The organism is Gordonia sp. LUNF6 (assembly GCF_047041125.1).
GTDB classification, from domain to species: domain Bacteria; phylum Actinomycetota; class Actinomycetes; order Mycobacteriales; family Mycobacteriaceae; genus Gordonia; species Gordonia sihwensis.
On the sequence record NZ_CP178181.1, the window covers coordinates 3,447,879 to 3,474,112 of the forward strand.

Consider the following 26,234-nt stretch of genomic DNA (forward strand, 5'->3'; position numbering starts at 1 on the left):
GTGGGGTCGACAGGCCTGATAGAACGGCCCAGGACAGGCGAGTAGGGCGAGGACGCATGGAGACCCGTTCGTCTCGATGCGCTTCGTCGCTTCGCTCCTCCGCTTACTCGACAGGCCAGAGGTCGACAAACCTGGGGCACCTCGGGCCAGTGCGATGCCCCGTCTCGGTCCGCTCCTCCGCTACTCGAGAGGCTTTGGGGGTTCGGCGCTTGAGAGGGCGGAGAGGGAGCGGGACCAGAGGGTGGAGAGGCGGGCGATGTCGGCGGGCGAGAGGACCGTGGAGCAATAACGCCAGTTCGTCACCAACTGAGGGCCGTCGTCGGTCGCGCGGACCACGGCGACCACGTCGAGCGCGTATCGCAGCGGAAGATCCGGCTCGGGATCGGTCGGCAGATGCTCGTTCAACTCCAGGTCGACGACCGGCTGCCACGCGCCCGGATCCTCACCCGCGACACCCAGGTCGAAGCGGCCCAGATAGTTGAACTCCACCTGCGGTTCGACGCCCTCGACCAGGTCGGCGTCGCGATCGGCATAGCGCAGCAGCCCATAGTCCAGACCCCGGTTCGGGACCGCCTCCAGCTCTGCGGTGACACGCTCGAACAGACGTCGCCCCTCGCCGGAGTCCGCTTCCAATGCGTCGACCGTGACCGTCGCGCCCGCGGCCAGCCGCACCGGGAACACCGTGGTGAACCAGCCGAGCGTGCGCCCGGTGTCGATGTCGTCCCCGACGGTCGCATCCTCTCTGCCGTGACCTTCGAGCGCGATCAGCGCTCCCGCCGACGGGTCCTGGTCGCGCTCGGCGCGCCAGGATGCGAAGGTCGCCGTCAGCGCGGTCAGCAGGAACTCACGCATCCCGATCCGCTGATCGATCCGGTCCAGGATCTCGGCCGTCACGGCGACGTCGGTCAAGACGGGCGCCGACGTCAACTCGCTCCAGGTGTCGCGGCCGATCTCCGGTCGACGCGAACCGATCACCGGGTCGTCGGCACGCACCTGCGACCGCCAGTAATCCCGCTGTGCGGCAACGACTTCCGTTCCCGACCTCGCGAGCATTCGACGACTCCACGCGCGGTAGTCCGTGTACTCCGCGGGCAGTGCCGGCGGCGCGCCCGCGGCGACGGCCGCGCCGGCCTGGGCCATGTCACCGAAGAGGATCTGCCAGCTCACCGCGTCCACCGCGAGATGGTGGATCGCGAGCAGCAGGACATCGCCGCCCCCGCTCGGCACCACGCGAACCGCGGCCACCATGTCTCCGCGATCGGGATCGACGGCCTCGTTGGCCTGGCGGGCGGCGATGGTGATGAGCGTGCCCAACTGTTGCCCCGGCTCCCCGTCGATCACCCAGAATCGACTCGCCGCGTCCACCGCACCGGGTTCGCGGGTCACGAGCACTCCGCTCTCCCGGGTGGACCGCAGCATGTCGTGCGCATCCAGCACGGCCTGCAGCACCTGGACCACCTCGGCGTCCGTGCACCCGTCGGGCAGTCGGAACAGCACCGTCTGCGTGAACCGCCGCCACCGGCCGCCCTCGTACATCCACTCCACCACCGGCAGCGCGGGCACCTCGCCGTACTCGCGCTCGGCGGCGATCCGCGCCAGACGCTCGCCCCGGCGGACCGCGTCGGCCAAGTCGCGAACGGTGGGAAAGGCCATGACGTCGCGCGCCGCGATCTCGTCGCCGCCCGCACGCAGCGCGGTCACCAACGCCATCGCGACGATGCTGTCCATGCCGAGGTCGAAGAAGTCGTCGTCGGGACCGGGACGGGTGCCGAGCACGCCCTCGACGGCCGCGGCCACCCGCTCCTCCACCTCGTCGAGCGGTCGGCCCGTCTCCCCGCCGCCGGCCAGCGCCGCGCGCGCCGACTCCCCCAGCAGCACCGAATCGAGCTTGCCGTTACGGTTCACCGGCAGCACCGGCAGCACGACGATCCTCGTCGGGATCATGTGCGACGGCAGCTTCTGCGCCAGTTCGCCGCGGACGACGGCGGCGTCGAGAGCCGCCCCGTTGGTCGCCCCCGAGACGAATCCGACCAGCGCCGCACCGATCGGCCGATCGACCACCACCACGGCGGCCTCGCGAACCCCGGGCACCGCCCTGAGTCCTGCCTCCACCTCGCCCACCTCGATGCGGTAGCCGCGGATCTTGACCTGGTCGTCGCCGCGTCCCACGAAGACGATGTCGCCGACTGCGTTGCGGCGCACCAGGTCTCCAGTCCGGTACATGCGCTCCCCAGATCGGATCGGGTCGGCGACGAAGGCTGCCGCCGTCTGCCCCGGGCGCCCCTGATAGCCGCGAGTGACCTGGTCCCCGGTCAGGTACAGCTCACCGATCACCCCGTCGGGAACCGGCCGCAGGCGGGAGTCGAGCACCCGCGCACTCATCCGGTCGGTGGGTCCGGCGATCGTCGGCACCGGCGACTCCGACACGCGCGCGACCATCGCCTCGACGGTGGTCTCGGTGGGTCCGTAGCAGTTGAAGACGGCCGTCCGCGGCAACGACCCCAGTTGGTCCCACAGCGCCGGACCGATCGCCTCGCCACCGAGTGCGAGCACCGTCAACGTCGGCCGACCCGGTTCCCCGGACACCAGCCCGGCCGCCGAGAGCTGGCCGAACATCGACGGCGTGGTGTCGATCATGTCGATCCGGCGCTCGGCGAGCGCCGCGACCAGACGCGTGGCGTCGCGCGTCTGCTCATCGGAGAACAGATGGACCTCGTGGCCGTCGAGCAGGGCGGCCAGCGGCTGCCACGACGCGTCGAAGGAGAACGTCCAGGCGTGCGCCACCCGCAACGGGCGGTCGAGCCGCCGGCGGCCGACCGACAGCACGCGGTCGCGGTGATCGCGGGCATAGCTGGCCAGCGCTCTCTGCGTGCCGATCACTCCCTTGGGCTCGCCGGTGGAGCCGGAGGTGAAGATGAGATACGCCGCATCGGCCGGGGACACCTCGACGGATTCCCCGCCATGCCGATCCCCGCCGTCCCAATCGGTGACGACGGTGCGCCCCGCGAACAGATCGACGAACTCGGGGTCGGTGAGAACCACGTCCGCACGGGACTGGTCGAGCAGATTCTCGATCCGGGCGACCGGCATGGACACGTCGATCGGCACGTACGCGGCACCGGCGAGCATCGCCCCCAGCACGCCCGCGACCGTCCGGCCCGACCGTCGCGGCGCCACCGCCACCACGTCACCGCGTCGCACTCCCGCAGACCGCAGGTCCCCCGCAACCGCCAGCGACCAGCGGTGGAGCTGATCGTAGGTCCACGTGCCGTCGTCGGCGACGAGCGCGACGGACGCCGGAGAGGTCCGTGCCTGTTCGCAGAACAGCCCGATCGCCGTGGTTCCGGCGGGCAGCGGCGTACCGCGCGACGGCCGTGCCGCCCATTCCCTCTCGTGATCGAGCAGCGCGTCGAGCGTGTCGGCAGGAGCGTCCGCGGCGTCGGGCAGCGCCCGGAGCACCGCGAGCACCCGTTCGACGGCCTGCGCCGGATCGATCGGTCCCAGCGATTCGGCGACCGACTCGCTCATCACGATCAGCTCCCCGTCGAGCTCGTAGGCGACGACGGTCAGCGGGTAGTGCGACAGCGACTCCATCGCGAGAGGCAGGAAGCGGGTGCCGTCCGGCGCGGTGACGGGTTCGGTCGCCGAACCGATCGGAGCGTTCTCGTAGACGAAGAGCGTGTCGAAGAGGTTCGGGGTACCGGCCGCGCGCGCGATGTCCGCGAGGCCGAGGAATCCGAGGTCGCGCATCCTGGCCGACGACCGCTGCAGTGCGGTGCAGGCCTCGAGGACGGTCGGCTGAGCTCGCAGGTCGACGCGCACGGGGACGGTGTTGATGAACAGCCCGACCATCTCGCCGGCCCCCGGCAGACTCTGCGGTCGGCCCGAGATGGTGGTCCCGAAGACCACGTCGGTCCGGTCGGCGAGCCGGCCGAGGACCACCGACCACGCGTACTGCGTCACAGCCGCCGGAGTCAGTCCGGCCCGGCGCGCCCAACCCAGAACGCGCGAGGTCTCCGCGGCGTCGAGCGTTCGCCGGTGCCGCACCGGTTCGGTGGCCGGGGTCCCCGGGGCACCGATCAACAGCGGCGACACCCCGTCCAAATACGACGTCCAGGTGTCGAGCGCCGCGGCGGTGTCCTGCTCCGCCAGCCACGCGATGTAGTTGCGGTACGGCTTCACCGGCGCCAGTCCGTCGGCGCTGCCGCCCGCGCCGTAGATCGCCAGCAGTTCGCGGAAGAAGAGCGCGATCGCCCAGCCGTCCATGAGGATGTGGTGTGCGGTGAGCAGCAGCCGGTGCCTGCCCTCGGGCAGTGCGGCGAGCACCACCCGCATCGCCGGGCCGCGACGCAGGTCGAACCGCTGCGAGCGTTCGGCGAGCGCGAGAGCGTCGAAATCGTCGGGATGGGTCCGCACCTCGCGCCACGGCACGGTGACCTGGGTCGGCACGATCTGCACCGGGTGCGGAACGCCTTGATCCCACAGACTGACACGGAGATTGGGGTGCCGCGTGAGGACGGCGGCGACGCTGCGGCGCAAGACCGCGGCGTCGAGCGGTCCGCTGATCTCGACGACGAACTGCATGCTGTAGACGTCGAGGCCGTCGCCGGCCATCTCCGAGAGCGAGAACAGCCCGGCCTGCAGCGGCGAGAGCGCGAGGACGTCTTCGATGGCCGGCTTCGACTGCTGCTCCGGGCTCACTGCTGCGCCTCCCACGCCGAGCCGAGCGCCGAGAGCATGTCACTCGACAGCCCCGACGCCGACATCGGCGACGCATCGACCGGCTGCGGCTCGACGGTGTCGTCGTTCCGGGCCCGCGCGGCGTCGACCGCCTCGGCCAGTTCGGCGATCGAGTAGTGGTCGAAGATCTGCTGCGGATCGAGAGCGATGCCCGCGGCCGCCGCACGCGCCGACCACTGGATCGAGATGACGCTGTCGCCGCCGACCGCGAAGAAGTTGTCGTCGCGCCCGATCCCGGTGACCCCGAGCAGTTCCTCGAGCATGGTCACCAGTGCCCGCTCGGTCGGCGTCTGGGTGCCGCCGCCGGCGGTGTACACCTCGGCGACCGGCGCGGCCGCCGGTGCGGCGGCGTAGTTGTCGATCACCAGCGACGCGGGCGAGAGCGCGCGCAGCGTCTCCGGAAGTGCGGTGGCGGCACCCGGACCGTCGACGATCCAGGTCGCGACCGAGGCGCAGTGCGTCAGGCCCGCGTGCGGCAGGCCGGCGAGTGTCGCGGGCCGCGCCTGAACGCGTCGCGGCGACCGGGCGGCGATGAGTTCGGCGAGCACGGCGGGATCCTCACCGTGCATGGAGGCGTCGAGTGCATCGGGTATCGGCCGGACCGTCACCTCCGACAGCCGTCGCTGCGGATTCTCCGCCAGAGCGTCGAGGAGCGTCGTGAATCGGTCGGCGATACCGCGCGCGGTGTCCTCGTCGTAGAGGTCTGCGCTCGCGACCAGCCGGCCGCTCAGGCTGCCGTCGGCGCATGTGGTCACGATCAGATTCAGATCGAGGTAGGAGGTGTCCACCTCCATCGGGAGGATGTGCATGGACGTGCCCTCCGCGAGCTGGACCACGGGCTCGCCTGCCGTATCGCGGAAGTGGACCATGCTCTGGAACAGCGGGTTCCGGGCCCGGGTGCGGCGCGGGTTCAGCGCCTCCACCAGGCGTTCGATCGGCAGATCCTGGTGGGAGAAGGCGTCGAGCACGGCGTCGCGGGAGCGGTGCAGAACGTCGTTCAGTGTCGGCTCGCCGGCCAGATCGGTGCGCAGAACCACCATGTTCGCGAGCAGCCCGACGATGTCGGCGGTCGCCGGGTCGGCCCGCCCCGCCGACGGAGTGCCGATCGCGATGTCGACGCCGCCGCCGAGCGTATGCAGCGCAGCCGACCACATGGCGGTGAGCGCCATGAAGTCACTGACCGCACTGCCGCGGAAGACGGTCTTGAGCCGCTCGTAGCGCGAAGCGCTGATATCGAAGTCGACGATCACCCCGCGGTGGCTCAGGCCCTCGGGGCGGGGCCGGTCGGCCGCCACCAGGATCTCGTCCGGAAGTCCTTCGAGCCGGTCGCGCCAGAAGTCGATCTGGGCACGCCCGTAGCGGCCGGCGTCGCTGTCGGGGTCGGCGTCGAGACCGAACATCGAGTGCTGCCAGCGCGCCACGTCGGTGTACTCCGGTCCGGTCGGCCGAGGAGTGAGGGCGGGACCGCCGATCCGCGCACGGTAGGCGGCGGCGAGGTCGGCAATGATGATGTCGGTGCTGCCGTGGTCGACCACCATGTGATGAATCACCAGCGCGAGCACCGACGACGACCCGGCCCGCACCAGGTGTGCGCGCACCAGCGGCGCCGCCGCCAGATCGAAGATCAGCTCCCCGGTCTGCGCCGCGATGCGCACGGGGTCGTCGGCATCGGTGGCCTCGGTGATGCTCAGCGGCACCTCGATGTCGGCGTCGTCGCGGATCACCTGGACCGGCAGTCCGTCGATCTCGCTGAACGAGGTCCGCAGCGAGCGATGCCGCCGGACCACGTCCGCGATCGCGCCGCGCAGAGCGTCGTCGTTCACCGGCCCTTCGACGGCGAGGGTCAGCACGATGTTGTTCTCCGCGCTCGCGCCGCCGAACCGCTCGTTGAACCACATGGCGAGCTGGGAGAACGACAGCGGCGCCCGCTCGACCTCGTCGCCGGCCACCAGCGGAGGTCGGACCGGTTCGGTGTGCTGCGGCTCCGGCGTTCCCAGGGCGATCCCGCCGAAGTCGGCGCTGGTCCAGTCCCCGTCGGCCCAGTCGCTCCCCTCCGCGCCGCCTTCTGTCCAGGCGCCGTCCGCCCAGCCGTCCTGGTCCGGGTCCGCGTCGAGGTCGACGCCGAGCTCGGCGCGCGCCTTCTCGACCAGCAGTGCGGACAGCCCGGCCACCGTCGGGGCGTCGAACGGTGCCCGGACGTCGACGTCGAGCCCGAACTCGGCCGAGAGGGCGGTCACCAGGCGGGCCGCGAGCAGCGAGTGGCCGCCGAGATCGAAGAACGAGTCCGCGGACCCGATGGTCCGGCCGCCGAACAGCTCCGAGAACACCGCCGCCACCCGCCGCTCGGTGGGCGTCGCCGGCTCCACGAAACCCGCGGCCTGGGTGGCCGGCACCGGAAGCGCAGCGCGGTCGAGCTTGCCGTGCACGGTGATCGGCACCTCGTCGATGACGACGACGGCGTCCGGAATCATGTGCGACGGAAGTGTCTGCGCGGCGTGGTCGCGGAGCGCCTGCGGGTCGGGGACCGCGCCGGACTCGCCGATCACGTACGCGAGCAGCCGGTCGTCGACCACGGTAACCAGGGCACGCTGGACGTCCTCGTGCGCGGCGAGCACCGCCTCGATCTCACCGGGTTCGATGCGGAAGCCGCGGACCTTGATCTGGTCGTCGGAGCGGCCGACGAACTGCAGCTCCCCGTCTCCGCCGCGCCGGGCGAGATCGCCTGTGCGGTAAAGACGTTCACCCTTTCCGAAGGGGTCCGCGACGAATCGCGCGGCGGTCAGTCCGCTGCGGCGCAGGTAGCCGCGCGCCAGCTGACGTCCGCCGAGGTACAGCTCGCCGACCACTCCGTCGGGCACCGGTTGCAGGCCGGCGTCGAGCAGGTGCGCCACGACCCCCGGATTGGGACGGCCGATCGGCACCACCGCGCCGCCGCGCGGTCCGTCGACCCGGTGATGGGTGGCCGCGACGACGGCTTCGGTGGGCCCGTAGTTGTTGCTGAGGTCTGCGGTGAACGCGGTGGTGAACTCGTCGGCGACCTCACCCGGCAGCGCCTCGCCGCCCACCGGCACGGTGCGCAGCGTGGTCCACTGCTTGACCTCCGGGATCAGCAACAGCGTGGAGAGCATGCTCGGCACCATGTGCATCACCGTCACTTGCTCGCGGACCAGCAGGTCGGCCAGGTAGGCGATGTCGGTGAGCGCGCCCTTCTTCGGGATCACGAGGGTGGCGCCGGCGGTCAGGGTCGCGAAGATCTCGAACATCGACGCGTCGAAGCTGACCGACGAGGTCTGCACGAGGCGGTCGTCGGAGCCGACGACGCTGGTGGCGCCGAATGCCCGCAGATGCTCGGCGATCGCCCGGTGCTCCACGGCCACGCCCTTCGGGGTGCCGGTGGATCCGGAGGTGTAGATGATGTAGGCCAACGATTCCGGCAAGGGCCCGGGAAGGTCGAGACGCCGCGGCGCCTCTTCGGGTTCGGCGCGCAGCCGCTGCACTTCGGCGGCGTCGAGCACCAGCACCGGACGGGCGTCCTCGAGCAGGAAGGCGGTGCGGTCGGCCGGGTAGTCCGGATCCACCGGCAGGTAGGCGGCGCCGGTCTTGAGCACCGCCAGCGCGGCGACCACGAAGTCCTCGCTCGCGGACATGCGCAGCGCGACCACGGCGTCCGGCGCCGCCAGCGCCGGGCCCGCGGCGTGCGCGATCCGGGCCGCGAGTACGTCGACGGCGGTGCCGAGTTCGGCGTAAGTGATCGAGCGGTCGTCTGTGACGATCGCCGGGTGGGCGGGACGCTGCGCCACCGCGGCCTCGAACATGCCGACGAGGGTGTCGGCAACATCGTCGACCGCGGGTCCGGCGGCCGCGGAGACCACCGCCGAGAGCGCCTCGTCATCGAGCAGTCGTGCGTCCCGGATGGGCGCGTCGGGCCGGCCGAGGACGTCGGTGAGGAAGGTCGCGTACGCGGCGAGCAGCGCCTGCGCCTCCGCATCGCGCAAGCGGGACGACTGATACTGCAGTTCCAGGACGGGTTCGGTACCGGACACGATCGCGAACTCCAACGGCAACTGGGCGTTGGGAGCGTGGAGGTGGTCGAGGTGTTCGACGCGGAGGCCGTCGAGCCCGAGCCCGGACAGATCACGGCGCAGCGACAGGCTCGCCGAGACCAGCCCGGCCAGACCGGCGCGGCGGTCGGGCGCGAACTCGGCCACCACTCGGTCGATCGGAACGCGGCAGGCGGCGAGCCCGGCGGCCAACGACTCACGGGAACAGCCGATCAGCTCGGTCAGCGACGACCGCGCGTCGACGTCGCCGCGCAGCAGGACGGTGTTGCCGAAGTAACCGATCAGATCCTCGGCCCCGGCCGGGCGCACGGTGGTCGGCACCGCGATCACCACGTCGTCGGCGCCGTACACGCGATGCAGGAAGGCTTGGGTGGCCGCGAGCAGGACCGCGAACGTGGTGGTGCGCGCAGCTCGTGCGAGTTCGGCTGCCGCAGCCTCGATCTCCGGCGCCAAGCGGCGGTGCACGCGACCGCTGCCGGTGGCGCCGGTCGCGGCGGGCAGGTCGAGCGGTTCGGGTGCGGGACGCAGCACCTGCGCCCAGTGCGCGAGGTCGGCGTCGAGTCGGTCGTCAGAGGGGTCGGGCACGTCGGCGTACGCCCGCGCGAGCGCCGCCGTCTCCGTCTCCCGATAGGCGGCGGCGAGGTCGGCGAAGAACACCGCCCACGAGTCGTCGTCCCAGGCGATGTGGTGGACGGTCAGGAGCAGCACGTGGTGCTCGGGTGCCAGCGCGGCGAGCGTGACTCGCAGCGGAGCGTCGTCGGCGAGCCGGAAGGGCGTCCGCGCCTCCCGCGCGGCCAGCACCTGCAGGCGCCGCTGCGCCGCCGAGCCGGACAGTTCGGTCAGGTCGGCGGTGGTCCAGGAGATCGGGGCGCCGACGCGGTGCTGCATCACCGGCTCGCCGTCCTCGCCCGCGAGGTAGCGGGCGCGGAGCGTCTCGTGTCGCGAGACCACGGACTCGACGGCGCGGCGGAGACGCTCGGCATCGAGTTCCCCGTGCAGCGCGAAGGCCACCGAGATGTTGAGCGAGGTGTCGTCCGGATCGCGGTGGCCGGCGAACCAGAGCCGGCGAGCCGCGATGGGCAGCGGCGTGCGCGCACCGTCGGCCCGGGCCGGCACCGCCTCCGCGGCGCCACGGTGAGTCAGACTCTCCTCCTGGAGACGCTTGCGGAGGAGTTCACGTCGGCGGGCGGCCAGGTCACTCGTCATGGGTCGATTTTAGCCTAGCCTTACCTAAAGGAAGGACCCGGGGCGATCGCCCCGGGTCCTTCCTGGTCCAACGGTCCTTACAGGTTGCAGGGAATGTTGGCGTACGAACCGAGTTCACAGATGGACGAGTTGGTGAGCTTCCAGCGCCCGTCCTTCCACACCCACTTCATCGTCATGTAGGTGGGCTGGTATCCGGGCGAGGACAGCTTGAGACGCGCGCTGGCGATGTTGCCGTTGACCGTCACCGGGTCGACGATCCGGTAAGTCAGCCCCATCGGCTTGAACTTCGCGGCCAGACCGAGGATGCCCTGCGCCTGGTTCACCGCGCGGGCCCCGCCCTCCAGGCGCTGAGCCTTCTGCGCGTTCGAGGCACCGGAGGCGAGGTAGTCCATCTCGGCCTGCAGTTGCGCGGCCGTCGGCTTCGTCGGCCCCTGCGCGGTGGGCGTCTGCTGCTGAGCAGCAGCCGGAGCCTGCGCCGCCGGAGCGTCCGCGGCGGGCGCATCGGCGACCGGCGCATCGGCGGCGGGAGCGTCGGCGGCCGGGGCGTCCGACGAAGGGGCGGCACTGTCGGACGCCGGGGCGGCGGCGTGCGGCTGCGTCTGCTGCGCACCGAGATTCACCACCGTGGCGGGGGCCTCCTGCGCCGCGGCACGGTTGCCGCCGACGTCGCTGAGCATCAGACCGACCAGTCCGATGGAGAGCACGATCGCCGAGACGACCGCCGAGATGCCCGCCGCCATCATCACCGTGGGCCAGTTGATCGACGTGCCCGACTCCTCGGCCGCCGGCGCCGGCTCAGCGGCGATCGGCTGGGTGACCTGCTCTTCGTCATACATGCGGTAATTGAACCAAACCTTAAGAAGGTAAGTCTAGCCTTAGTACGGTTACCCTGGTCACGGATTCGTCCGTTTCGCTGCGCGCCCCACACCCGGAAGATGACGCGAGCGCTACGCGGCCTCGTCCATCAACGCAACCACCTCATCGAGGCTGGCGCCGCCCAGGATCGCCTCCACCGGAAGGTCGCACGCCAGCGCGGTCTGGACCCGTTTGCGGAAGTCGAGTGCCTGCAGTGAGTCCATACCCAGCGCCACCAGCGGCGCAGCGGGATCGATGTCCGTCGCCGCGAGACCCATCGCGACCGCCAACTCGTCGATCAGGTTCGCCGTCAAGTCGCCCGATCGAGCAGGTGCCGGCGGCGTCTCCGGTACCTCGGCCGGCGCCGTCTCGGCTTCTTCGGTGTGCTCCGTCTCGACCGCGGCGTCGGCTGCCGCGGCCTCCTCTTCGTGTCCCGATTCCGGTGCGCCGACGCGATCGGGCACCTCCTCGATCAGCACGCCCGACCCGGTCATCTCCAACAGATGGCGCAGGTCCGGCCAGGACGCCGCCATCACCACGGCATCGCCCCCGTGAACGGCGAGACCCGCGTCGAGTGCCGCGGTCGGCGCCATCGGCACCACGCCCGTCGCCGTGACGCGCGCCAGCCCGTCGGCGTCGAGCGGTCCCTGCACCGCCCACAAGCCCCAGGCGAGCGCGACGGCGTCCACCCCGGTCGTCCGCAGCCGGGCGGCCTCCACCTCGAGGAGACGGTTCGCGGCGGCGTACAGCGCCTGTCCCCGGCCTCCAAGGGTGGCTGCGAGCGACGCACAGAGCACGACCCGCGGTGCGCCCCCGATCCCGTCGAGAACCCGGGCGAGTCCGCTCACCTTCGCATCCACGGCGCGCCGCACATCGGCCTCGGTGATCTCCGACAGCGGCCGCTCGACGTAGTCGAGCGCGGCATGCACCAGAGTGGTGACCGGAGGCAGATCCGCCAGCTGCGCCGGCTCGGTGTCCGAGGTGAGGTCGCAGCGCCGCAGGTCTACGTCCACTCCGTGACGCCGGGACAACCGGGCGGCGACGCGATGAGCCGTCTCGTCGCCGCCGGAACGACTGAGCAGGGTGATCCGGCGCGCACCGTCGCGCGCGAAGCGTTCGGCGACGGCGAGTCCGACCTTCCCGGTGCCGCCGGTGATGACGGCGTGCGTGAGATCGAGGTCGGCGACCGACCCCGCTTCCGTCGGCATCAGTCGCTTGACGAGTACCGCGCCGTCTCGCAGTGCGATCGCCGGCTCGCCCGCGACATGGACGGCCGCTAGCACATCGTCAGCCGAGACCGGCTGCCGCGCAGGGAGATCGAGCTGCGCGACGCGCACCCCGGACTGCTCGGTGGCCAGGCAGCGCAGTCCGGCGACGGCCGCGGCGTGCACCGGGTCGGCGACGTCGCCGTCCACTGCCGTCTCCGCCCCCGTGCTGACGATCCACACGGTCGGCGGGAGTTCCGCGAGACCGCCGCGCCAGGCCGAACCCGCCAGGACCGCGGCGAGCTCGGCTTCGACGTCGTCGCCGCGCGCGGGCAGGAGCACCAGTGCGGCGTCGACCTCACCGATCTCGGCACCGCCGTCGGGTACCTGCCAGGCCACGGCGCCGTGCTGCGGCGCGGCCGAGCAGATGCCGGCGGCGAGACTCAGATCTGATCCGGGAAGCGCCAGCACCGCCATGCGCTGCGGGGCAGCCGAGCGCCGGCTCGCCGGACGCTGCCAGCGGACGTCGAGCACACGCACGTCGTGGTCGGCGGGCGGTGCGGCCCACCCCGGGCGGTTGACGGCGTCTCCGACGCCGGCGTCCGGCCTGGCCCACAGGCGGGTCTTGCGCATCGGCGAGTTCGGGAAGGCCTCCAGCGGGAGCCCGCGAGTGCGCCCGCGCACCTCCCAGCTCGACCAGTCGAAGGTCAGGTCGGTGGCCGCGACCGTCACGACGTTGCGAGTGAAGAGCGTGTGATCGGTGCACTCGCGGCGGCGGGTGCTCAGGATCGTGGCATCGGGCGAGCCCGCCAGCGTCTCCGACAACGCCAGCACCAGCGTCGGATGCTCGGCGATCTCGATGTAGACGTCGGCTCCGGCGTCTGCCGCCGTGTGAACCGCTCGGTCGAACCGGACGCGGTTGCGCAGGTTCCAGAACCAGTAGTCGCGCACCGGGGTCGACGGCTCGATCGCCTCCCCGAGCGTGGCGCCGATGCACGGGATCCGGGGATCGGTGAACGTCCGGCCGAGACCGTAGGCGTCGAACGCCGTCTGGAACTCGTCGGCGAACTTGCTGACGATGCTGGTGTGCGCCGGGTAGGCGACGCGGATCTCCTTGGCGAACTTGCCCTCGGCCTCCAGCGCGGCGATCAGCCCGAGCACCGCCTGCCGTTCCCCCGACACGCACAGGATGTGCTCGGAGTTCACCACCGACAATTCCATCCATCCGGAATTGCGGGCCAGCAGCGCCTCGGCCTCGTCGAGACTGATTCCGACGACGGCCATCGTGTACCCGCGGGGCGCCACCGCGTCCACCGCGCGTGCCCGCACGGTCACCACGATCAGCGCGTCGCGCAGACTGGCGATGCCGCTGCGCACCGCCGCGGCGATCTCGCCCTGACTGTGTCCCACGGTCATCGACGGTCGGACGCCCGCCGCGTCCCACATTGCCGTCAGACCCAGCATGTGCATGAACAGCGCCGGCTGCACCACCCGCACGTCGTCGGTCTGTTCCGCGTCGCCGCGGCCGAGGACGTAGTCGATCGGCGACGTTCCGAAGAGGTTGAGCGAGGCGGCGTGACACTCGTCGACGGCGGCGCGGTAGGCGGCGGAGCGGTCGTAGTCCACCGCACCCATGCCGGGCCGCTGGCTGCCCTGGCCCGGGTAGACGTACGCGAAGCGGTGTGCGGCGGCGGTCCCGCGGACCACCGCGGGGTGCGATCGGCCGGCGGCGAGCGCATCGAGTGCGCCCAGCAGCTCATCGCGGTCGGCGACCGCCGCGATCGCACGGTGTCGGCGGACCGGCCGGGCGTCGAGCAGATATGCGGCCGCCCGCTGCGCGTCGACGGCCGGATGCGCCCGCAGATAGCGCGCGATGGAGGCCGCGAACCGGCCGAGCTGGTCTTCGGCGTCCGCGGAGACGACCACCGGGATGCGACCGTCGGGCAAGAGGTACTGCGCACCGGTCTGAGGCGTGTCAGGCATTCGGGGCCTCCGGCATGTCGACGATGAGATGGGCGTTGGTTCCGGACACGCCGAAGCTGGAGACGGCGGCGAAACGGTGGCCGTCGCGCGCCGGCCAGGGTTCGGTGGCGGCGGGCAGTCGCAGCCCGGCGGTGTCCCAGTCGATCTTGTCGGTCGGCTCGTCGGCGAACCGCGTGCCGACGATCGTGCCGTTCCGGCCGCATTGCAGGACTTTGACGAGACCGAGGATTCCGGCCGCCGCCTGCGCGTGTCCGGCGTTCGATTTCACCGACCCGACGGCGGCGGGACGGTCGTCGGCCCGGGCGGCGCCGTAGACGGCCGAGAGCGCGTCGAGTTCCATCGGGTCGCCCAGAGTGCCGGTTCCGTGCCCCTCGATCAGGTCGATCTGTGCCGCGTCCACGCCGGCGGCGGCGAGTGCGCCCGCGATCACCCGGCGCTGGGCGTCCGCGCTCGGCACCACGATCGGCGCCCCGGAACCGTTGTGGTTCACCCGCGATCCGGCCACCACTCCGTAGATGCGGTGTCCGGCGGACCGGGCCGCGCCGGCGCTCTCCAGAATCACCGCGCCGGCGCCCTCGCCCCAGACGGTGCCGGAGGCCCCCGCCGAGTACGAGCGGCACCGTCCGTCGGCGGCGAGCGCATTGTTGCGGGAGAACTCGAAGAACGCTCCCGGCGACCCCATCACGCACACGCCGCCGGCGATCGCCCAGTCGCATTCGCCGGAGCGGATCGCTGCGGCCGCCTGATGCACGGCGGTGAGCGACGACGCGCACGCGGTGTCGACGGTGATCGCCGGGCCCGTCAGTCCGAGGGCGTGCGAGATCCGTCCGGACACCGAACCCAGTGCGGTTCCGGCGATCCGGTGGCCGGAGTAGTCGTTCACGGCTGCCACCGTGGGTCCGTACTCCATGCCGGAAGCTCCGAAGAAGACTCCGATCTCCCGGCCGTCGAGGGCTGCGGGGTTGACGCCCGCGTTCTCGACGGCCCGCCAGGCCACCCGGAGCGCGACCCGCTGCTGCGGATCCATCGCCGTCGCCTCTCGCGGGCTGAGACCGAAGAACTGGGGGTCGAATTCGGCTGCGCCGTCGAGGAATCCACCGGCGTCGGGCACGGCACCCCAACCGGGAACGCGGTCGAGGGAAAGCAGTTGGTCCACCGGCCAGCCGCGGTCGCGGGGCATCGGCCCGATCAAGTCCTCGCCGGCGGCGAGGGCTGCGTAGAAGTCCTCCGGGGTGTCGATGCCGCCCGGCGCCTCGACCGCCATGCCCGCGATCACGACAGCGTCGTCGGGTGCCGAATCCGCTCCTCCGGCGACGTGCGGGTGGTGCGCGGTCACCGGGTTCCTCCGCCCGTCGCGGTCCGCACCAGCAGGTCGACGAGCGCGTCCGGATGTTCGTTGAGGTAGAAGTGACCTCCGTCGACGAGGCTGACCTCCACCTCGTGGGCGTGGTCGGACCAGGAGTGGAGCTGGTGCGGCCGGATCACCGGATCGTCCGCTCCGCCGACCACCTGGATCGGGGTCGACACCCGCACGTCGGCGGCGCAGTCGTAGGCGTCGAACGCCCGGTAATCGGCTCGGAGCACCGGCAGCGCCATCCGCATCACCGAGTCGCTGCCCATCACCGCGCCGCCGGTGCCCTGCAGGCCCGTCAGGTGTGCCAGCAGGTCCTCGTCGGAGTCGGGATGCTTCGGCAGTTGAGCCACTCGGCTCGGCGCGGTAGCCGCTGAGACGATGAGCCGTCGGGGTGTCGTGCCCTGCGCCTCCAGCAGTCGGGTGAACTCGAAGGCGACGATCGCGCCCATGCTGTGCCCGAACACCACCACCGGACGGTCGGCGAAGTCGGCGGTGGCGGTGAAGGCCTCCGCGGCTTCGGTCGCCAACTCTCCGAGTCCGGTCGCGGCGTCCTCGCGCATCCGGTCCTGCCGTCCCGGATACTGCATCACGCGGACGTCGAAGTGAGCCGACAACCGCCCCGACAGGTCACGGTACGACGACGCTCCCCCGCCCGCGTGGGGGAAGACGAGAAGGATCGGCGCGTCGGCGTCGGCCGGCTTGTGAAACGCCCGGAGTGCGGGTGCCTTGCGAGTGGTCGCGGGTGTAGTCATCTCTTGTTCCCAAAGTCGTGCGGTGTTTCAGTGGTCGAGCAGGTCCTCATGCCGGGGCCCGTTGAGCGAGTCCTCATCGCCATGTTGGTTGAGCAAGCCCTCATTGCCAGGCTGGTTGAGCGAGCCGCCAGGCTGGTTGAGCCACCCTCCAGGTTTGTTGAGCGAGCCTCCAGGCGGGTTGAGCGAGCGAAGCGAGTCGAAACCACCGGACGCAGGCTGAGTCCACAAAACGCGGAGCGGTCCCACCCTGCGCGAGCGATCGTTTCGACTCGCTGCGCTCGCTCAACAATCCTCGGGGGACTCGCTCGCTCAACAAACCTGGGGAGACTCGCTCGCTCAACAAGCCTGGAGAGAGCCACGCTGCCCGCTGGACGAACACTCAACCCCAGGCCGGTTGAGCCACCCTCCAGGCTGGTTGAGCGAGCGCAGCGAGTCGAAACCACCGGGCGCAGGCTGAGTCCACAACACGCGGGGCGGTCCCAGCCTGCGCGAGTGATCGTTTCGACTCGCTGCGCTCGCTCAACAAACCTCGGGGGACTCGCTCGCTGAACGAGCCTGGGGGGAGCCGCTCGCTGAACAAGCCTGGGTGAGGGGTGCTCAGGCATGGGGGGAGCTCCTCTCGCGGGGGAGCAGGTGGAGGGCGATACGGCGGTCCGGGCGGACCTGGAATTCGCCGTGATCGGTCCAGCCGCGCTTGGTCAGGGCTCGGCGCATGGGAGTGTTCGACGACGCGGGTTCCACGGCGATGCAACGACAGTCGGGATCGGCGGCGAAGAGTGCGTCGGCGAGTTCGCGGATGAACGCCGAGATCTCCCCGCGGCCGAGCAACTCCGGATCAGCCGTCGCGACGTGGAGACCGAGGTCGTGCGGGTCCACCGGATACAGGCGGGCGATCTCGTCGCGCGCCACGCGGTAGATCTCCAGGTACCCCGCATCAATGCCCTTGCGGGAGAAGATGATCGGCCGCGAGTAGTCGCCGTCGAGGCGATACCGGGCGTCGTCCCGCCAGCGCGTTGCGGACCATTCCTGTTCCCAGGTCTGCACCAGGTGCGGCCGCGCGAACCACTCCTCCAGCAGTGCCGGGTCGGCTCCCCCTGGCTCCACCGTGCGCAATGCGAACGCGCCGATCGTCGACGGCACCGGCGGGGCGCCCGCCTCGCGCACCGCGTCTGAGACGTCGGTCAGCTCGCGCTCGATGCGGTATCCCGTATCGGACGCACTCATCGCTTCGCTCCCGTCCGCGCCGCCGACCGATCCACCGCACTGCGCAATACCCGATTGGAGAGCTCGCCGAGGCAGCTCAGATTCGGAAAACCGGGGCCCTGCGCGAAGCCGGCCAGATTCGGCAGATACAGCGCCTGCGACAACCCTTCGACCGCCAGATCGTGCCCGATCGCCGTCTCCAGACGCGGTAGGTCGGGCCGTCCGCCCAGCGCCAGCTCGAGTTCGTCGACGCTCTCGGCGTCGAACAGGTCCAGGAACCACAGCGGTCGACCGCCGGTCGCGTCCACCACCAGATCGAACGAGTGCTCGGCCGCCGACCGGCCTGGGTTGCCGAGGGTCAACGCCACCGACTCCCCCACCCGTCGCGCGGCGGTCACTCGGCCTCGCAGGTGGTGGATCCGCTCGTCGGCCAGCAAGTTCTCCTGCACGCTCACCGAGAACACGCCGCGGTCGGTCCGGCGGATCACATCGCGCCGCTCCGCCGCGGGCAGCGACGGCCACCCCGTCGGATCGGAGAACACCGAGTTCTCGAAGTAACTCTCGCCGCGGGTGTAGATCGTCGGTGCCGGTGAGATGACCGAGATCGACATCACCTCGTGCCGGACCAACTCGTCCAGCGCCGACGCCGCGGTCTCACCGCCGCCGATCACCGCGGCCCGCGACGACGCCGGAATCGCCCTGCGCGACACCGCATCCCAGAAACCGGCCACCGACAGTACGCGGGGATCGTCGAGCAGCGGCTCGTCACTCGAACCCGGTCCGGTCACCAGCAGTCCGTCGCCGTCGACGCTGTCGAGACCGCCGTCCGACGTGCGGAAGTCGACGCTCCATCCGCCGTCGACCACGCGGACGCGCTCCACCGTGCCGATGTGCAGTTCGGCCCCCGATTTGGCCGCCGCCCAGTCCAGATAGCGAGCCCACACGTGATGGTGCGGGTTGGGCCGGCCGCGGTCGATCCATTCGGTGTACGTCTGATGCGCCACCAGGAACGCCATCCAGCTGTACTCCAGCATTCCCGCGTTGATCTGCGCGGCATGAGTGCGGTGCGGCGCGCCGCGGTACGGGAAGCCGAGGTCCTTCTCCGGGCTGGTGCCGAGCCGGTGACGACCGTCGGTCCAGCCGCCGAGCGGAAGCCAGTTGCCGCCCACCCCGTACCGGTCGACGATCACCACGCGCGGCGCGGGCAGGCCGAGATCGGCCATCACCTTGGCCTTGGCGGCCACCGACAGCGACTTGGGTCCGGCGCCGATCGCCACCAGCGTGCCGGCGGAGGAGGCGTCGGACGCTCCGGCGTCGGGGCGGTTCACGGTCACTGCGCCATCAACTCCTCATCGTCCATCGCGGCGATCTCCAGGTAGATCGTCGCCACGCGCTCCAGCCGTCCCGCCCGCTCGTCGGCGGCGTCGAGTCGGCGCGCCAGCTCCGCCACGGTCCGCGCCGCGAAGATGTCGGCCACCCCGGCCTGCGGCGCGTCGAGCAGGTCGCGGATCCGGGCGATGACGGTGGTGGCGAGCACCGAGTCGCCGCCCGCGGCGAAGAAGTCGTCGTCGATGCCCAGTTCGCGATCACCGCCGAGGACACCGGCGACGATGTCGAGCAGAGCGCGGTGCAGATCGGTCTCCGGCGACCGCCGGGGCGCGCCGACGTCGGACGCGCCGCTCAGACTCGCGGTGATGGCCGCGCGGTCGAGCTTCCCGTTGCCGGTCAGCGGGAGCTCGTCCCGGACCTGGAGCACCGCCGGAACCATGTACGCCGGAACCAGTCCGGCCAGCCCGGCGAGCAGGCCCTCCGGTGACGGCGCGGCACCCGGTTCGGGTGCCACCGCGGCGGCCAGCGTGACCGGTCCGTTCCCCTTGATCAGCACCGCCACCGCATGCCGCACGTCGGGCAGCGAGCGCAGAGCACCTTCGATCTCGCCGAGTTCGACGCGGAACCCGCGGATCTTCACCTGATTGTCGGCGCGGCCCAGGAACTCGATCGTGCCGTCGGGCCAGTAGCGCGCGAGGTCACCGGTGCGATACCACCGGCGGCCCTCGAACTCCACGAACCGTTCCGCGGTGCGCTGCGGCTCGTTTCGGTAGCCGTGCGCGACGCCGTCGCCGCCCACCCACAGCTCGCCGGTCACCCAGTCGGGGCAGTCGGCACCGAGTTCGCTGACCACTCGGCAGGCCACGTTGTTCAACGGTGTCCCGAACGGGACGCTGGTCCAGTGCTCCGGCGCCCGGGTCACCTCGCACACGGTGCCGTGGATCGCGATCTCCGTGGCTCCGCCGAGACCGGCGAAACGGGCCCGCGGGGCCAGTGCGCGCAGTCGGTCCGGGAGATCGGCGCCCACCCAGTCGCCGCCGAGGAGCACCGCGCGCAGCGAATCACCCAGCGCCGCACCGTCGGCCTCCGTCTCCGCCAACGTCAACAACATGTCGAGCGCGCTGGGGACACAGGTCAGAATGCTCGCGCGGTGGGTCACGAGGAGTTCGCGCCACGCCGCCGGGTCCTTGGCGTCGTCGGCGTCGACGGCGATCACCGCTCCGCCCGCGCTGTACAGGCCGAAGATGTCGTACACCGAGATGTCGAACTCCAGTGCCGCGACCGTGAGCGATCGGTCGTCGGGGCCGACGCCGAAACGCTGATTGATGTCGTCGATGGTGTTCATCGCCGCCCGGTGCGGCACCTCGACGCCCTTGGGAGCACCGGTGGAACCCGAGGTGAACAGCACATATGCCACTGCCTCGGGGTCGGGCAGGTACGGGCCCGACAGCGGTGCCGCCGCCATCGCGTCGCTCAGTTCCAGCGCCGGAACGTCCAGTGCGTCTGGTGCCGCGACCCCGTCGGTCAGCAGCAGCGACGCCTCGCCGGTCCGCAGAATGGCCGAACGCCGCGGAGCGGGTTGATCGTAGGTGACCGGAACCCACACGGCACCGGAGGCGTAGACGCCGAGCGTCGCGATCACCTGGCGGTAGCCCTTGGGAATCTGCACACCGACCGCATCGCCCGGCCGCACTCCCGCCGACCGCAGCGCGGCCGCCACGGCGAGCGCCTGTGCCGCGAGTTCACCGTAGGTGGCGCTCCCGTCGCGCCAGACGAGCGCGGTGCGATCGGGGTGCTGGGCCGAGATCTGGAAGAAGCCTTCGTGCAGCACACGCCCGGAGGTCGGCGCCGCGGTGTCGTTGACCTCGCATCGGACCGCCCGCTGGGCAGCGGGCAGGTGCGGCAGCGCCTCGGCCAGCCAGCCCGCCGTCGAATCGGCGGCGGCGAGCCGGTCGAGCGCATTGGTGAAGTGCTCGAACATGGCCTCCACCACGCCGTCTGGGAACTGGTCGATGCGGACGTCCCAGTTGGTCAGCAGGCCACCGCCCACCTCGGTGACCTGGGCGTCGAGCAACACCTGCGGGCCCTGCGAGACGATGTGCGCGGGCTCGCCGAGCCGGTCGTAGACCTCGTCGGCGAAGAGTTCGCCGAGCCCCAGCGCACTGGTGAAGACCACCGGGGCCAGCACCGTCTCGCCGCGCAGACGGCCGAGGTCGCGAAGCACTTCGAGCGCGCCGTACGCGCTGTGCGCACCGGCTTCGTGCATCCGTCGCTGCACCTCGCGCGCGAGGTCGAGCACCGACCCGCGGCCTGGTTCGGTCAGCGTCCTCAGGTCGACGTCCACCAGGATCGAGGAGCTGAAGTCTCCGGAGACCGACTCGATCTCGTCGTGCATCGGCACTCGCTGGAACAGCGGCACGTTCAGCAGGAAACGCGGTGTGGCAGACCACGCGCCGACGCTCGCGGCGTACACCGCTCCCACGACCGCCGCCGGCGTCACTCCGCGCTCGCGTGCTGCCGCGAGAAGACGTTCGCGGGCCCGAGCGTCGAGCCAGTGGTTCATCCGCCGCACCCGCGGGGCAGCGCTCTGCGACTGCCCGGGCGGGCGGGTCGGCAGGACCGGTCCGCCCGGCAGGTCAGGCAGCCGCGCGGTCCACCACTCGCGGTCGGCGGCGCGTGCCGGATCCGGATGCTCGGCCCGATGCCGCAGGTAGTCGCGGTATTCGATGGCCAGGGGCGGCAGTTGCGCACCGTCGTAGGCCGAGACCAGGTCGCGCAGCAGGGTGCGGTAGCTCATCGCGTCCGCGGCGAGCATGTCGATGTCGAAGTGCAGACGGTGGCGACCGCCGGGAAGCAGAGTGAGCGTGAGGTCGAAGACCTGTCCGGCAGCGATGTCGAGGACCTGGTGGCTCTTGGCCTCGCGCCGCTGCTCGAGGATCCGGTCGATCTCGCCGGGTGCGGCCTCGCGCAGATCGTCGACCGTCAGCGCCGGTCGCGGCAGAGTGTCGAGCACCTCTTGGCGTCCGTCGGAACGGAACCGTGCGCGGAGCATGCCGTGGCGGGCGGCGAGCGCCTGCGCCGCCGCGGCGAGCCGGTCGGGGTCCAGACCCGCGCCGTCGAACTCGACGTACAGGTGCGCGGCCACACCGCCGAGGTCGGCGGCACCGGTGCGTCCGACCCAGTACGCGTGCTGCATGGGCGCCAGCGGGAACGCCGCCTCCGACCACGCCGACTCGTCGAACTCGGCAGGCGCGGAAGCCGCTTCGTCCGCCGGGTCTGCGCCGAGCATGACCGCCCAGTCGGCGACGGTCGGGCGGGCGGCGAGGTCGGCGAAGTTGACGTCGTGTCCGCTCTTGCGCCAGCCGCCGGCCAGCCGCATCATCCGGATCGAGTCCAGGCCGAGACCGATGAGGTCGTCCGTGTCGGCGATGGTGGCCGGATCGACGTCGAGCAGCGCGGCGACGTCCTCGCGGACTGCGGCGGCCGTCGGCCGCTCGGTCGGCGCGCTCACCGCGCCGCCCGCACGACGTACGGGGCCACGCTGCCCAGCTTCTCGCAGGTCTCTTCGAACTCCCGCTCGGGGCGCGACTGCCCGACGATGCCCGCGCCGGCGCGCAGCCACGCGCGGTCGCCCTCGGCGAAGATGGTGCGCAGCGCCAGCGTCGCCTCCAGTTCGCCACTCGAATCGGCGATCAGGACGGCGCCGGAGTAGAGCTCGCGACGTGCGGGTTCGAGACGGTAGATCGCCTCGAGGGCGGGTGCCTTGGGGATGCCGGAGGCGGTGATCGACGGGAACAGCACGCCCAGCGCCCGCCACGGTCCGGCGTCCGGGTCGAGCCGCCCGGAGACCGTGGACGCGAGATGCTGCACGCTGCCGCGTTCGCGGACCACCATGTACTCGTTCACCGCGGTGGTGCCGGGCAGCGCCACCGATTCGATCTCGCTGAAGCAGGCGCGCACCGACATCGCGTGTTCGGCGATCTCCTTCTCATCGGAGAGCAGGTCTTCGCGGGCGGCGGCGTCCGCCTCCGGCGAGCGGCCGAAGGCACGGGTGCCCGCGAGCGGTTCGGTGACCACCGACCCGAGCCCGTCGGCGGCGACCACCAGCTCGGGGCTGAAGCCGGCGGCCTCGAGTCCGCCGAGATGCAGCAGGTACGACCGCGCGGGGTTGTTGCCCTTGCGGCCGCGGACGTAGGTCGCGGGGATGTCGACGTCGAAGCCCACATCGACACTGCGGGACAGAATCACCTTCTGGTATCGGCCGTCGTTGATCTCGCGCACGGCCGTCGCGACCCGGCCGCGGTAGTCGTCGGGGTCGGCCGAGACATCGATCTCCACGGGCTCCGCCCGGCGGATCGACTCCTCCCCGCCGGCGTGGACCGGCAGATCGGCGAGTTCGCGCAGTCGCGCGAGAGTGGCCTCGTCGGCGCCGGGCGCCGAGATCCCGTCCGCGTCCACGAAGGCCTCGAGCCCGGGCACGATCAGATGGGCGAGCACCACGTCGTCACGGACGCGGTCGAGCAGGCCGTAGTGCGGCGCGCAGTAGTCGAATCCGACCCAGCCGTACAGCCGCCACCGGGGCAGACCCAGCCCGGTGAGCGCCTGGTTCAGTGCCGCCGCGGGTTCGCCGTCCCAGGCGATCTCACGAGGCGTGCAGTGGTCGTCTCCGGGCGCCGGATCGACGATGACCATGGTCTTGGTGAGGATGATGCGTGCTTGCGGACGAGCGGCGAACGTCCAGCGTCCGTCTCGTTCGTAGACGACGTACTCACCGAATTCACCCGACGACGCCCATGCGCCGCACACCGCGGCGGCCCGCGCGGCCAGATCGTCGTCGACGGGCGCGTCCCCCACCGGAGAAGCAGGTGCCACAACCATTGTTCAGTCCCATCGTTCACAGCGGAGATCCGCAAGAAAATTAGGTGAGGCTAATCTACATCACCCGCGACTCGTAGGTTAGGCTGCCCTCGTCAACTAGAGCTAGGACCGAGCATGCCATCTTCAGCGGACACTCTCGAAACCGGGTTCGCACCCCATCGGCCCGATCGCGCCGACCTCTACCGCGCCGAGGGCGTCTTCGACGATCTCCCCCTGTGGGCACCGCTCGCCGACCGCGCCGCCACCGATCCCGACCGCCCCGCGGTCACCGACGCGGCCACCGGATTCACCCTGACCTACCGCGAACTGCTCGCCACCGCCGACCGCCGTGCGGCCGGATTCATCGGCGCGGGTCTGAAGCCCGGAGAGCGCGTCGTCCTGCAGCTGCACAATTCCGTCGAGTTCGCCGCCACTGCGTTCGGCCTCCTGCGCGCGGGCATCGTGCCCGTCATGGCGCTGCCGGCCCACCGGATCACCGAGATCGCTCATCTCGCCGCAGGCTCCGGGGCGCGCGCGTATCTGTGCGACGACGTTCGCGGCGGCTACGACTACCGCGGGCTCGCCGCCGATCTGCGCGACCGCGTCCCGTCCGTCGAGCACGTCTTCGTCAACGGCGATCCCGGCGTGTTCTCCCCGCTGCCCGATGCCGACGCCCGACCGCCGGTCACCGTCGATCCCGATCTGCCCGCGCTCTTCCTGGTCTCCGGCGGCACCACCGGACTGCCGAAGCTGATCGCGCGCACGCACAACGACTACGCCTTCAACGCGGCCACCTCGGCCACCGTCGCCGAGCTGACGGCCGACGACGTGTATCTCGCGGCGCTCCCGGCAGCGCACAACTTCCCCCTCTGCTGCCCCGGACTGCTCGGGATGATCGCAGCGGGCGGCCGCACCGTCTTCACCCAGGATCCCAGCCCCGACTCGGCATTCGGCGTGGTGGAGCGATACCGGGTCACGGTCACCGCGCTGGTCCCCGCTTTGGCCCAGTTGTGGTGCGCGGCAACCGAATGGGAGCCCGCCGACATCTCCTCGCTGCGACTGCTGCAGGTGGGCGGCTCCAAACTCGCCGCACCCGATGCGGCCGCGATCGACGCCGCGATGGGCCCGGTGGTGCAGCAGGTATTCGGCATGGCCGAGGGTCTGATCTGCTACACGAGGGCCGACGATCCACGCGATCTGGTGCACGTGAGCCAGGGGCTGCCGATGAGTCCGCTCGACGAGGTCCGGATAGTCGACGACGCCGGCCGGCCGGTGCCCGACGGCGAGGAGGGCGAACTGCAGGTCCGCGGACCGTACACGATCCGTGGCTACTACCGGGCGCCCGAACACAACCTGCGGTCGTTCACCGACGACGGCTTCTACTCATCGGGAGATCTGGTGCGCCGGCTTCCGTCCGGGCACCTCGCCGTCACCGGTCGCATCAAGGACACCATCGTCCGAGCCGGCGAGAACGTGGCCGCCGACGATGTGGAAGAGCACCTGCTGGCGCATCCGCGGATCGCGCACACCGCCGTCGTCGGCCTGCCCGACGACGCGCTGGGCGAACTCATCTGCGCGGTGGTGGTGCCCGGGCGCGACGGCACCGCACCCTCGCTGCCCGACGTCCGCGCCTTCCTCTCCGAGCGCGGCCTCGCGTCGTTCAAGCTGCCCGACCGTCTGCACACCGTCGACGCCCTACCGGTGACCTCGGTGGGCAAGATCGACAAGAGTGCACTGCGTTCGCGCCTGGCGGGTGCGAGCCAGGCGCGATAGCGCGCTCAGCCGCGTTCCACCGGGCGGTCCGGATCGGCCGACCACTGCGAGTACGACCCCGGATACAGCGCCGCGGACACCCCGATCGATGCGAGGGCGGCGATCGTGTGCGCGGCGGTGACGCCCGAGCCGCAGTAGACGACGGCGTCCCGGTCGGCGCCGAGTGCCCGGAAGTGGTCGGCGAGTTCGCCGTACGGCTTGAATCTGCCGTCGGCGGTCACGTTGGCGCCCGCCGGGGCGTTCACCGCACCGGGGATGCGCCCGGGCCTCGGGTCCACCGGCTCGACGTCGCCGCGGTAACGCTCGGGCGCACGGGCGTCGAGCAGGACGGCCGAACCGTCGCGCGCCGCGACCTCGTCGATCGTCACGACCGGCAGATGCCCGCCCGACAGCACCACATTGCCGACGCGGGGGGTCGCATCTCCGGTGGAGACGCGCATGCCCGCGGACTTCCATGCCGCCAGACCGCCGTCCAGAACGGTGACGTCGGCCAGCCCGGCCCAGCGCAGCAGCCACCAGGCGCGCGCCGCCGCCTTGCCCTCCCAGTCGTCGTACACCACCACCCGGGACCCGACGTCGATGCCCCACCGACGGGCCGCGGCCTGCAGGTCGGCGAGGTCGGGCAGCGGGTGTCGGCCCGCGGCAGGCGAGGGCGGTGCCGCCAGTTCGGTGTCGAGGTCGACGTACACCGCGCCCGGCACGTGCCCGGCCCGGTAGTGGTCGTGGCCGGCGTCGTCGCCGAGTTGCCAGCGCACGTCGAGCACCACCGGCGGCCGTGACGACAGCATCGCCTCCACCAGGTCCTCGACTGTGGTGAATACCTGGCCTCGGTGGTCGGAAGTCATCGCTGCGGTTCCCTTCGCCTGCGGGTGCGGCCGTCGTACGGCCGAGGTCACCACGACTGTAGGGCACCGGC

General features: G+C 71.3%; 12 protein-coding genes. 1 reads left to right on the plus strand and 11 read right to left on the minus strand.

All coding sequences use genetic code 11. The annotated features are described in order from the left end of the window. Nucleotides 1-180 precede the first annotated feature (180 nt). The 10 genes from ACK8HH_RS16140 to ACK8HH_RS16185 form a co-directional block, all read right to left on the minus strand. Nucleotides 181-4,701 (minus strand): amino acid adenylation domain-containing protein, encoded by a 4,521-nt coding sequence (locus ACK8HH_RS16140; RefSeq protein WP_375003510.1) that lies wholly within the window; start codon nucleotides 4,699-4,701, stop codon nucleotides 181-183. Next, nucleotides 4,698-10,007, minus strand: coding sequence for an amino acid adenylation domain-containing protein (locus tag ACK8HH_RS16145; RefSeq protein WP_375003508.1), 5,310 nt, complete (start codon nucleotides 10,005-10,007; stop codon nucleotides 4,698-4,700). Before ACK8HH_RS16145 ends, ACK8HH_RS16140 begins: the two co-directional genes overlap by 4 nt. A gap of 77 nt (nucleotides 10,008-10,084) precedes the next feature. Next, entirely contained in the window at nucleotides 10,085-10,843 is a 759-nt protein-coding gene (locus ACK8HH_RS16150; RefSeq protein ID WP_006896082.1) for a hypothetical protein, read from the minus strand. A 111-nt stretch (nucleotides 10,844-10,954) separates the two neighbouring features. After that, nucleotides 10,955-14,050 carry an SDR family NAD(P)-dependent oxidoreductase gene (locus tag ACK8HH_RS16155; protein ID WP_006896081.1) on the minus strand — a complete coding sequence of 1,032 codons (3,096 nt, stop codon included), beginning with the start codon at nucleotides 14,048-14,050 and terminating at the stop codon, nucleotides 10,955-10,957. Continuing rightward, nucleotides 14,043-15,386: a polyketide synthase gene (locus ACK8HH_RS16160; RefSeq protein ID WP_006896080.1), complete on the minus strand. Its 1,344-nt coding sequence runs from the start codon at nucleotides 15,384-15,386 to the stop codon at nucleotides 14,043-14,045. Before ACK8HH_RS16160 ends, ACK8HH_RS16155 begins: the two co-directional genes overlap by 8 nt. Continuing rightward, the gene (locus tag ACK8HH_RS16165) at nucleotides 15,383-16,156 is read right to left on the minus strand and encodes a thioesterase II family protein (RefSeq protein ID WP_006896079.1); all 774 of its coding nucleotides are present in this window, start codon (nucleotides 16,154-16,156) and stop codon (nucleotides 15,383-15,385) included. Before ACK8HH_RS16165 ends, ACK8HH_RS16160 begins: the two co-directional genes overlap by 4 nt. Nucleotides 16,157-16,753: 597 nt before the next feature. Then, nucleotides 16,754-17,380 (minus strand): GNAT family N-acetyltransferase, encoded by a 627-nt coding sequence (locus tag ACK8HH_RS16170; protein ID WP_412475341.1) that lies wholly within the window; start codon nucleotides 17,378-17,380, stop codon nucleotides 16,754-16,756. Further along, a complete protein-coding gene (locus ACK8HH_RS16175; RefSeq protein WP_006896076.1) occupies nucleotides 17,377-18,693 on the minus strand; it encodes a SidA/IucD/PvdA family monooxygenase in 1,317 nt (438 codons plus the stop codon). The genes ACK8HH_RS16170 and ACK8HH_RS16175 overlap by 4 nt, the downstream gene beginning before the upstream one ends. Then, entirely contained in the window at nucleotides 18,690-22,199 is a 3,510-nt protein-coding gene (locus tag ACK8HH_RS16180) for an amino acid adenylation domain-containing protein (RefSeq protein ID WP_412475342.1), read from the minus strand. Before ACK8HH_RS16180 ends, ACK8HH_RS16175 begins: the two co-directional genes overlap by 4 nt. Further along, nucleotides 22,196-23,566, minus strand: a complete 1,371-nt coding sequence (locus tag ACK8HH_RS16185) for a salicylate synthase (protein ID WP_222111488.1) — start codon at nucleotides 23,564-23,566, stop codon at nucleotides 22,196-22,198. Before ACK8HH_RS16185 ends, ACK8HH_RS16180 begins: the two co-directional genes overlap by 4 nt. Before the next feature lie 114 nt (nucleotides 23,567-23,680). On the opposite strand from ACK8HH_RS16185, the gene ACK8HH_RS16190 reads away from it, so the two are divergent. Next, nucleotides 23,681-25,318 (plus strand): (2,3-dihydroxybenzoyl)adenylate synthase, encoded by a 1,638-nt coding sequence (locus ACK8HH_RS16190; RefSeq protein WP_045539862.1) that lies wholly within the window; start codon nucleotides 23,681-23,683, stop codon nucleotides 25,316-25,318. A 5-nt stretch (nucleotides 25,319-25,323) separates the two neighbouring features. Here the strand turns inward: ACK8HH_RS16190 and ACK8HH_RS16195 are convergent, their stop codons facing one another. Continuing rightward, nucleotides 25,324-26,163 carry a sulfurtransferase gene (locus ACK8HH_RS16195; RefSeq protein WP_375003501.1) on the minus strand — a complete coding sequence of 280 codons (840 nt, stop codon included), beginning with the start codon at nucleotides 26,161-26,163 and terminating at the stop codon, nucleotides 25,324-25,326. Between the last annotated feature and the right edge of the window lie 71 nt (nucleotides 26,164-26,234).

What these genes read in the sequence shown, in the direction of transcription:
- ACK8HH_RS16185 (WP_222111488.1), bottom strand. Translation starts at nt 23,566, where the DNA reads ATGGTTGTGGCACCTGCTTCTCCGGTGGGGGACGCGCCCGTCGACGAC.
- ACK8HH_RS16190 (WP_045539862.1), top strand. Translation starts at nt 23,681, where the DNA reads ATGCCATCTTCAGCGGACACTCTCGAAACCGGGTTCGCACCCCATCGG.
- ACK8HH_RS16165 (WP_006896079.1), bottom strand. Translation starts at nt 16,156, where the DNA reads ATGACTACACCCGCGACCACTCGCAAGGCACCCGCACTCCGGGCGTTT.
- ACK8HH_RS16170 (WP_412475341.1), bottom strand. Translation starts at nt 17,380, where the DNA reads ATGAGTGCGTCCGATACGGGATACCGCATCGAGCGCGAGCTGACCGAC.
- ACK8HH_RS16150 (WP_006896082.1), bottom strand. Translation starts at nt 10,843, where the DNA reads ATGTATGACGAAGAGCAGGTCACCCAGCCGATCGCCGCTGAGCCGGCG.
- ACK8HH_RS16155 (WP_006896081.1), bottom strand. Translation starts at nt 14,050, where the DNA reads ATGCCTGACACGCCTCAGACCGGTGCGCAGTACCTCTTGCCCGACGGT.
- ACK8HH_RS16195 (WP_375003501.1), bottom strand. Translation starts at nt 26,163, where the DNA reads ATGACTTCCGACCACCGAGGCCAGGTATTCACCACAGTCGAGGACCTG.
- ACK8HH_RS16145 (WP_375003508.1), bottom strand. Translation starts at nt 10,007, where the DNA reads ATGACGAGTGACCTGGCCGCCCGCCGACGTGAACTCCTCCGCAAGCGT.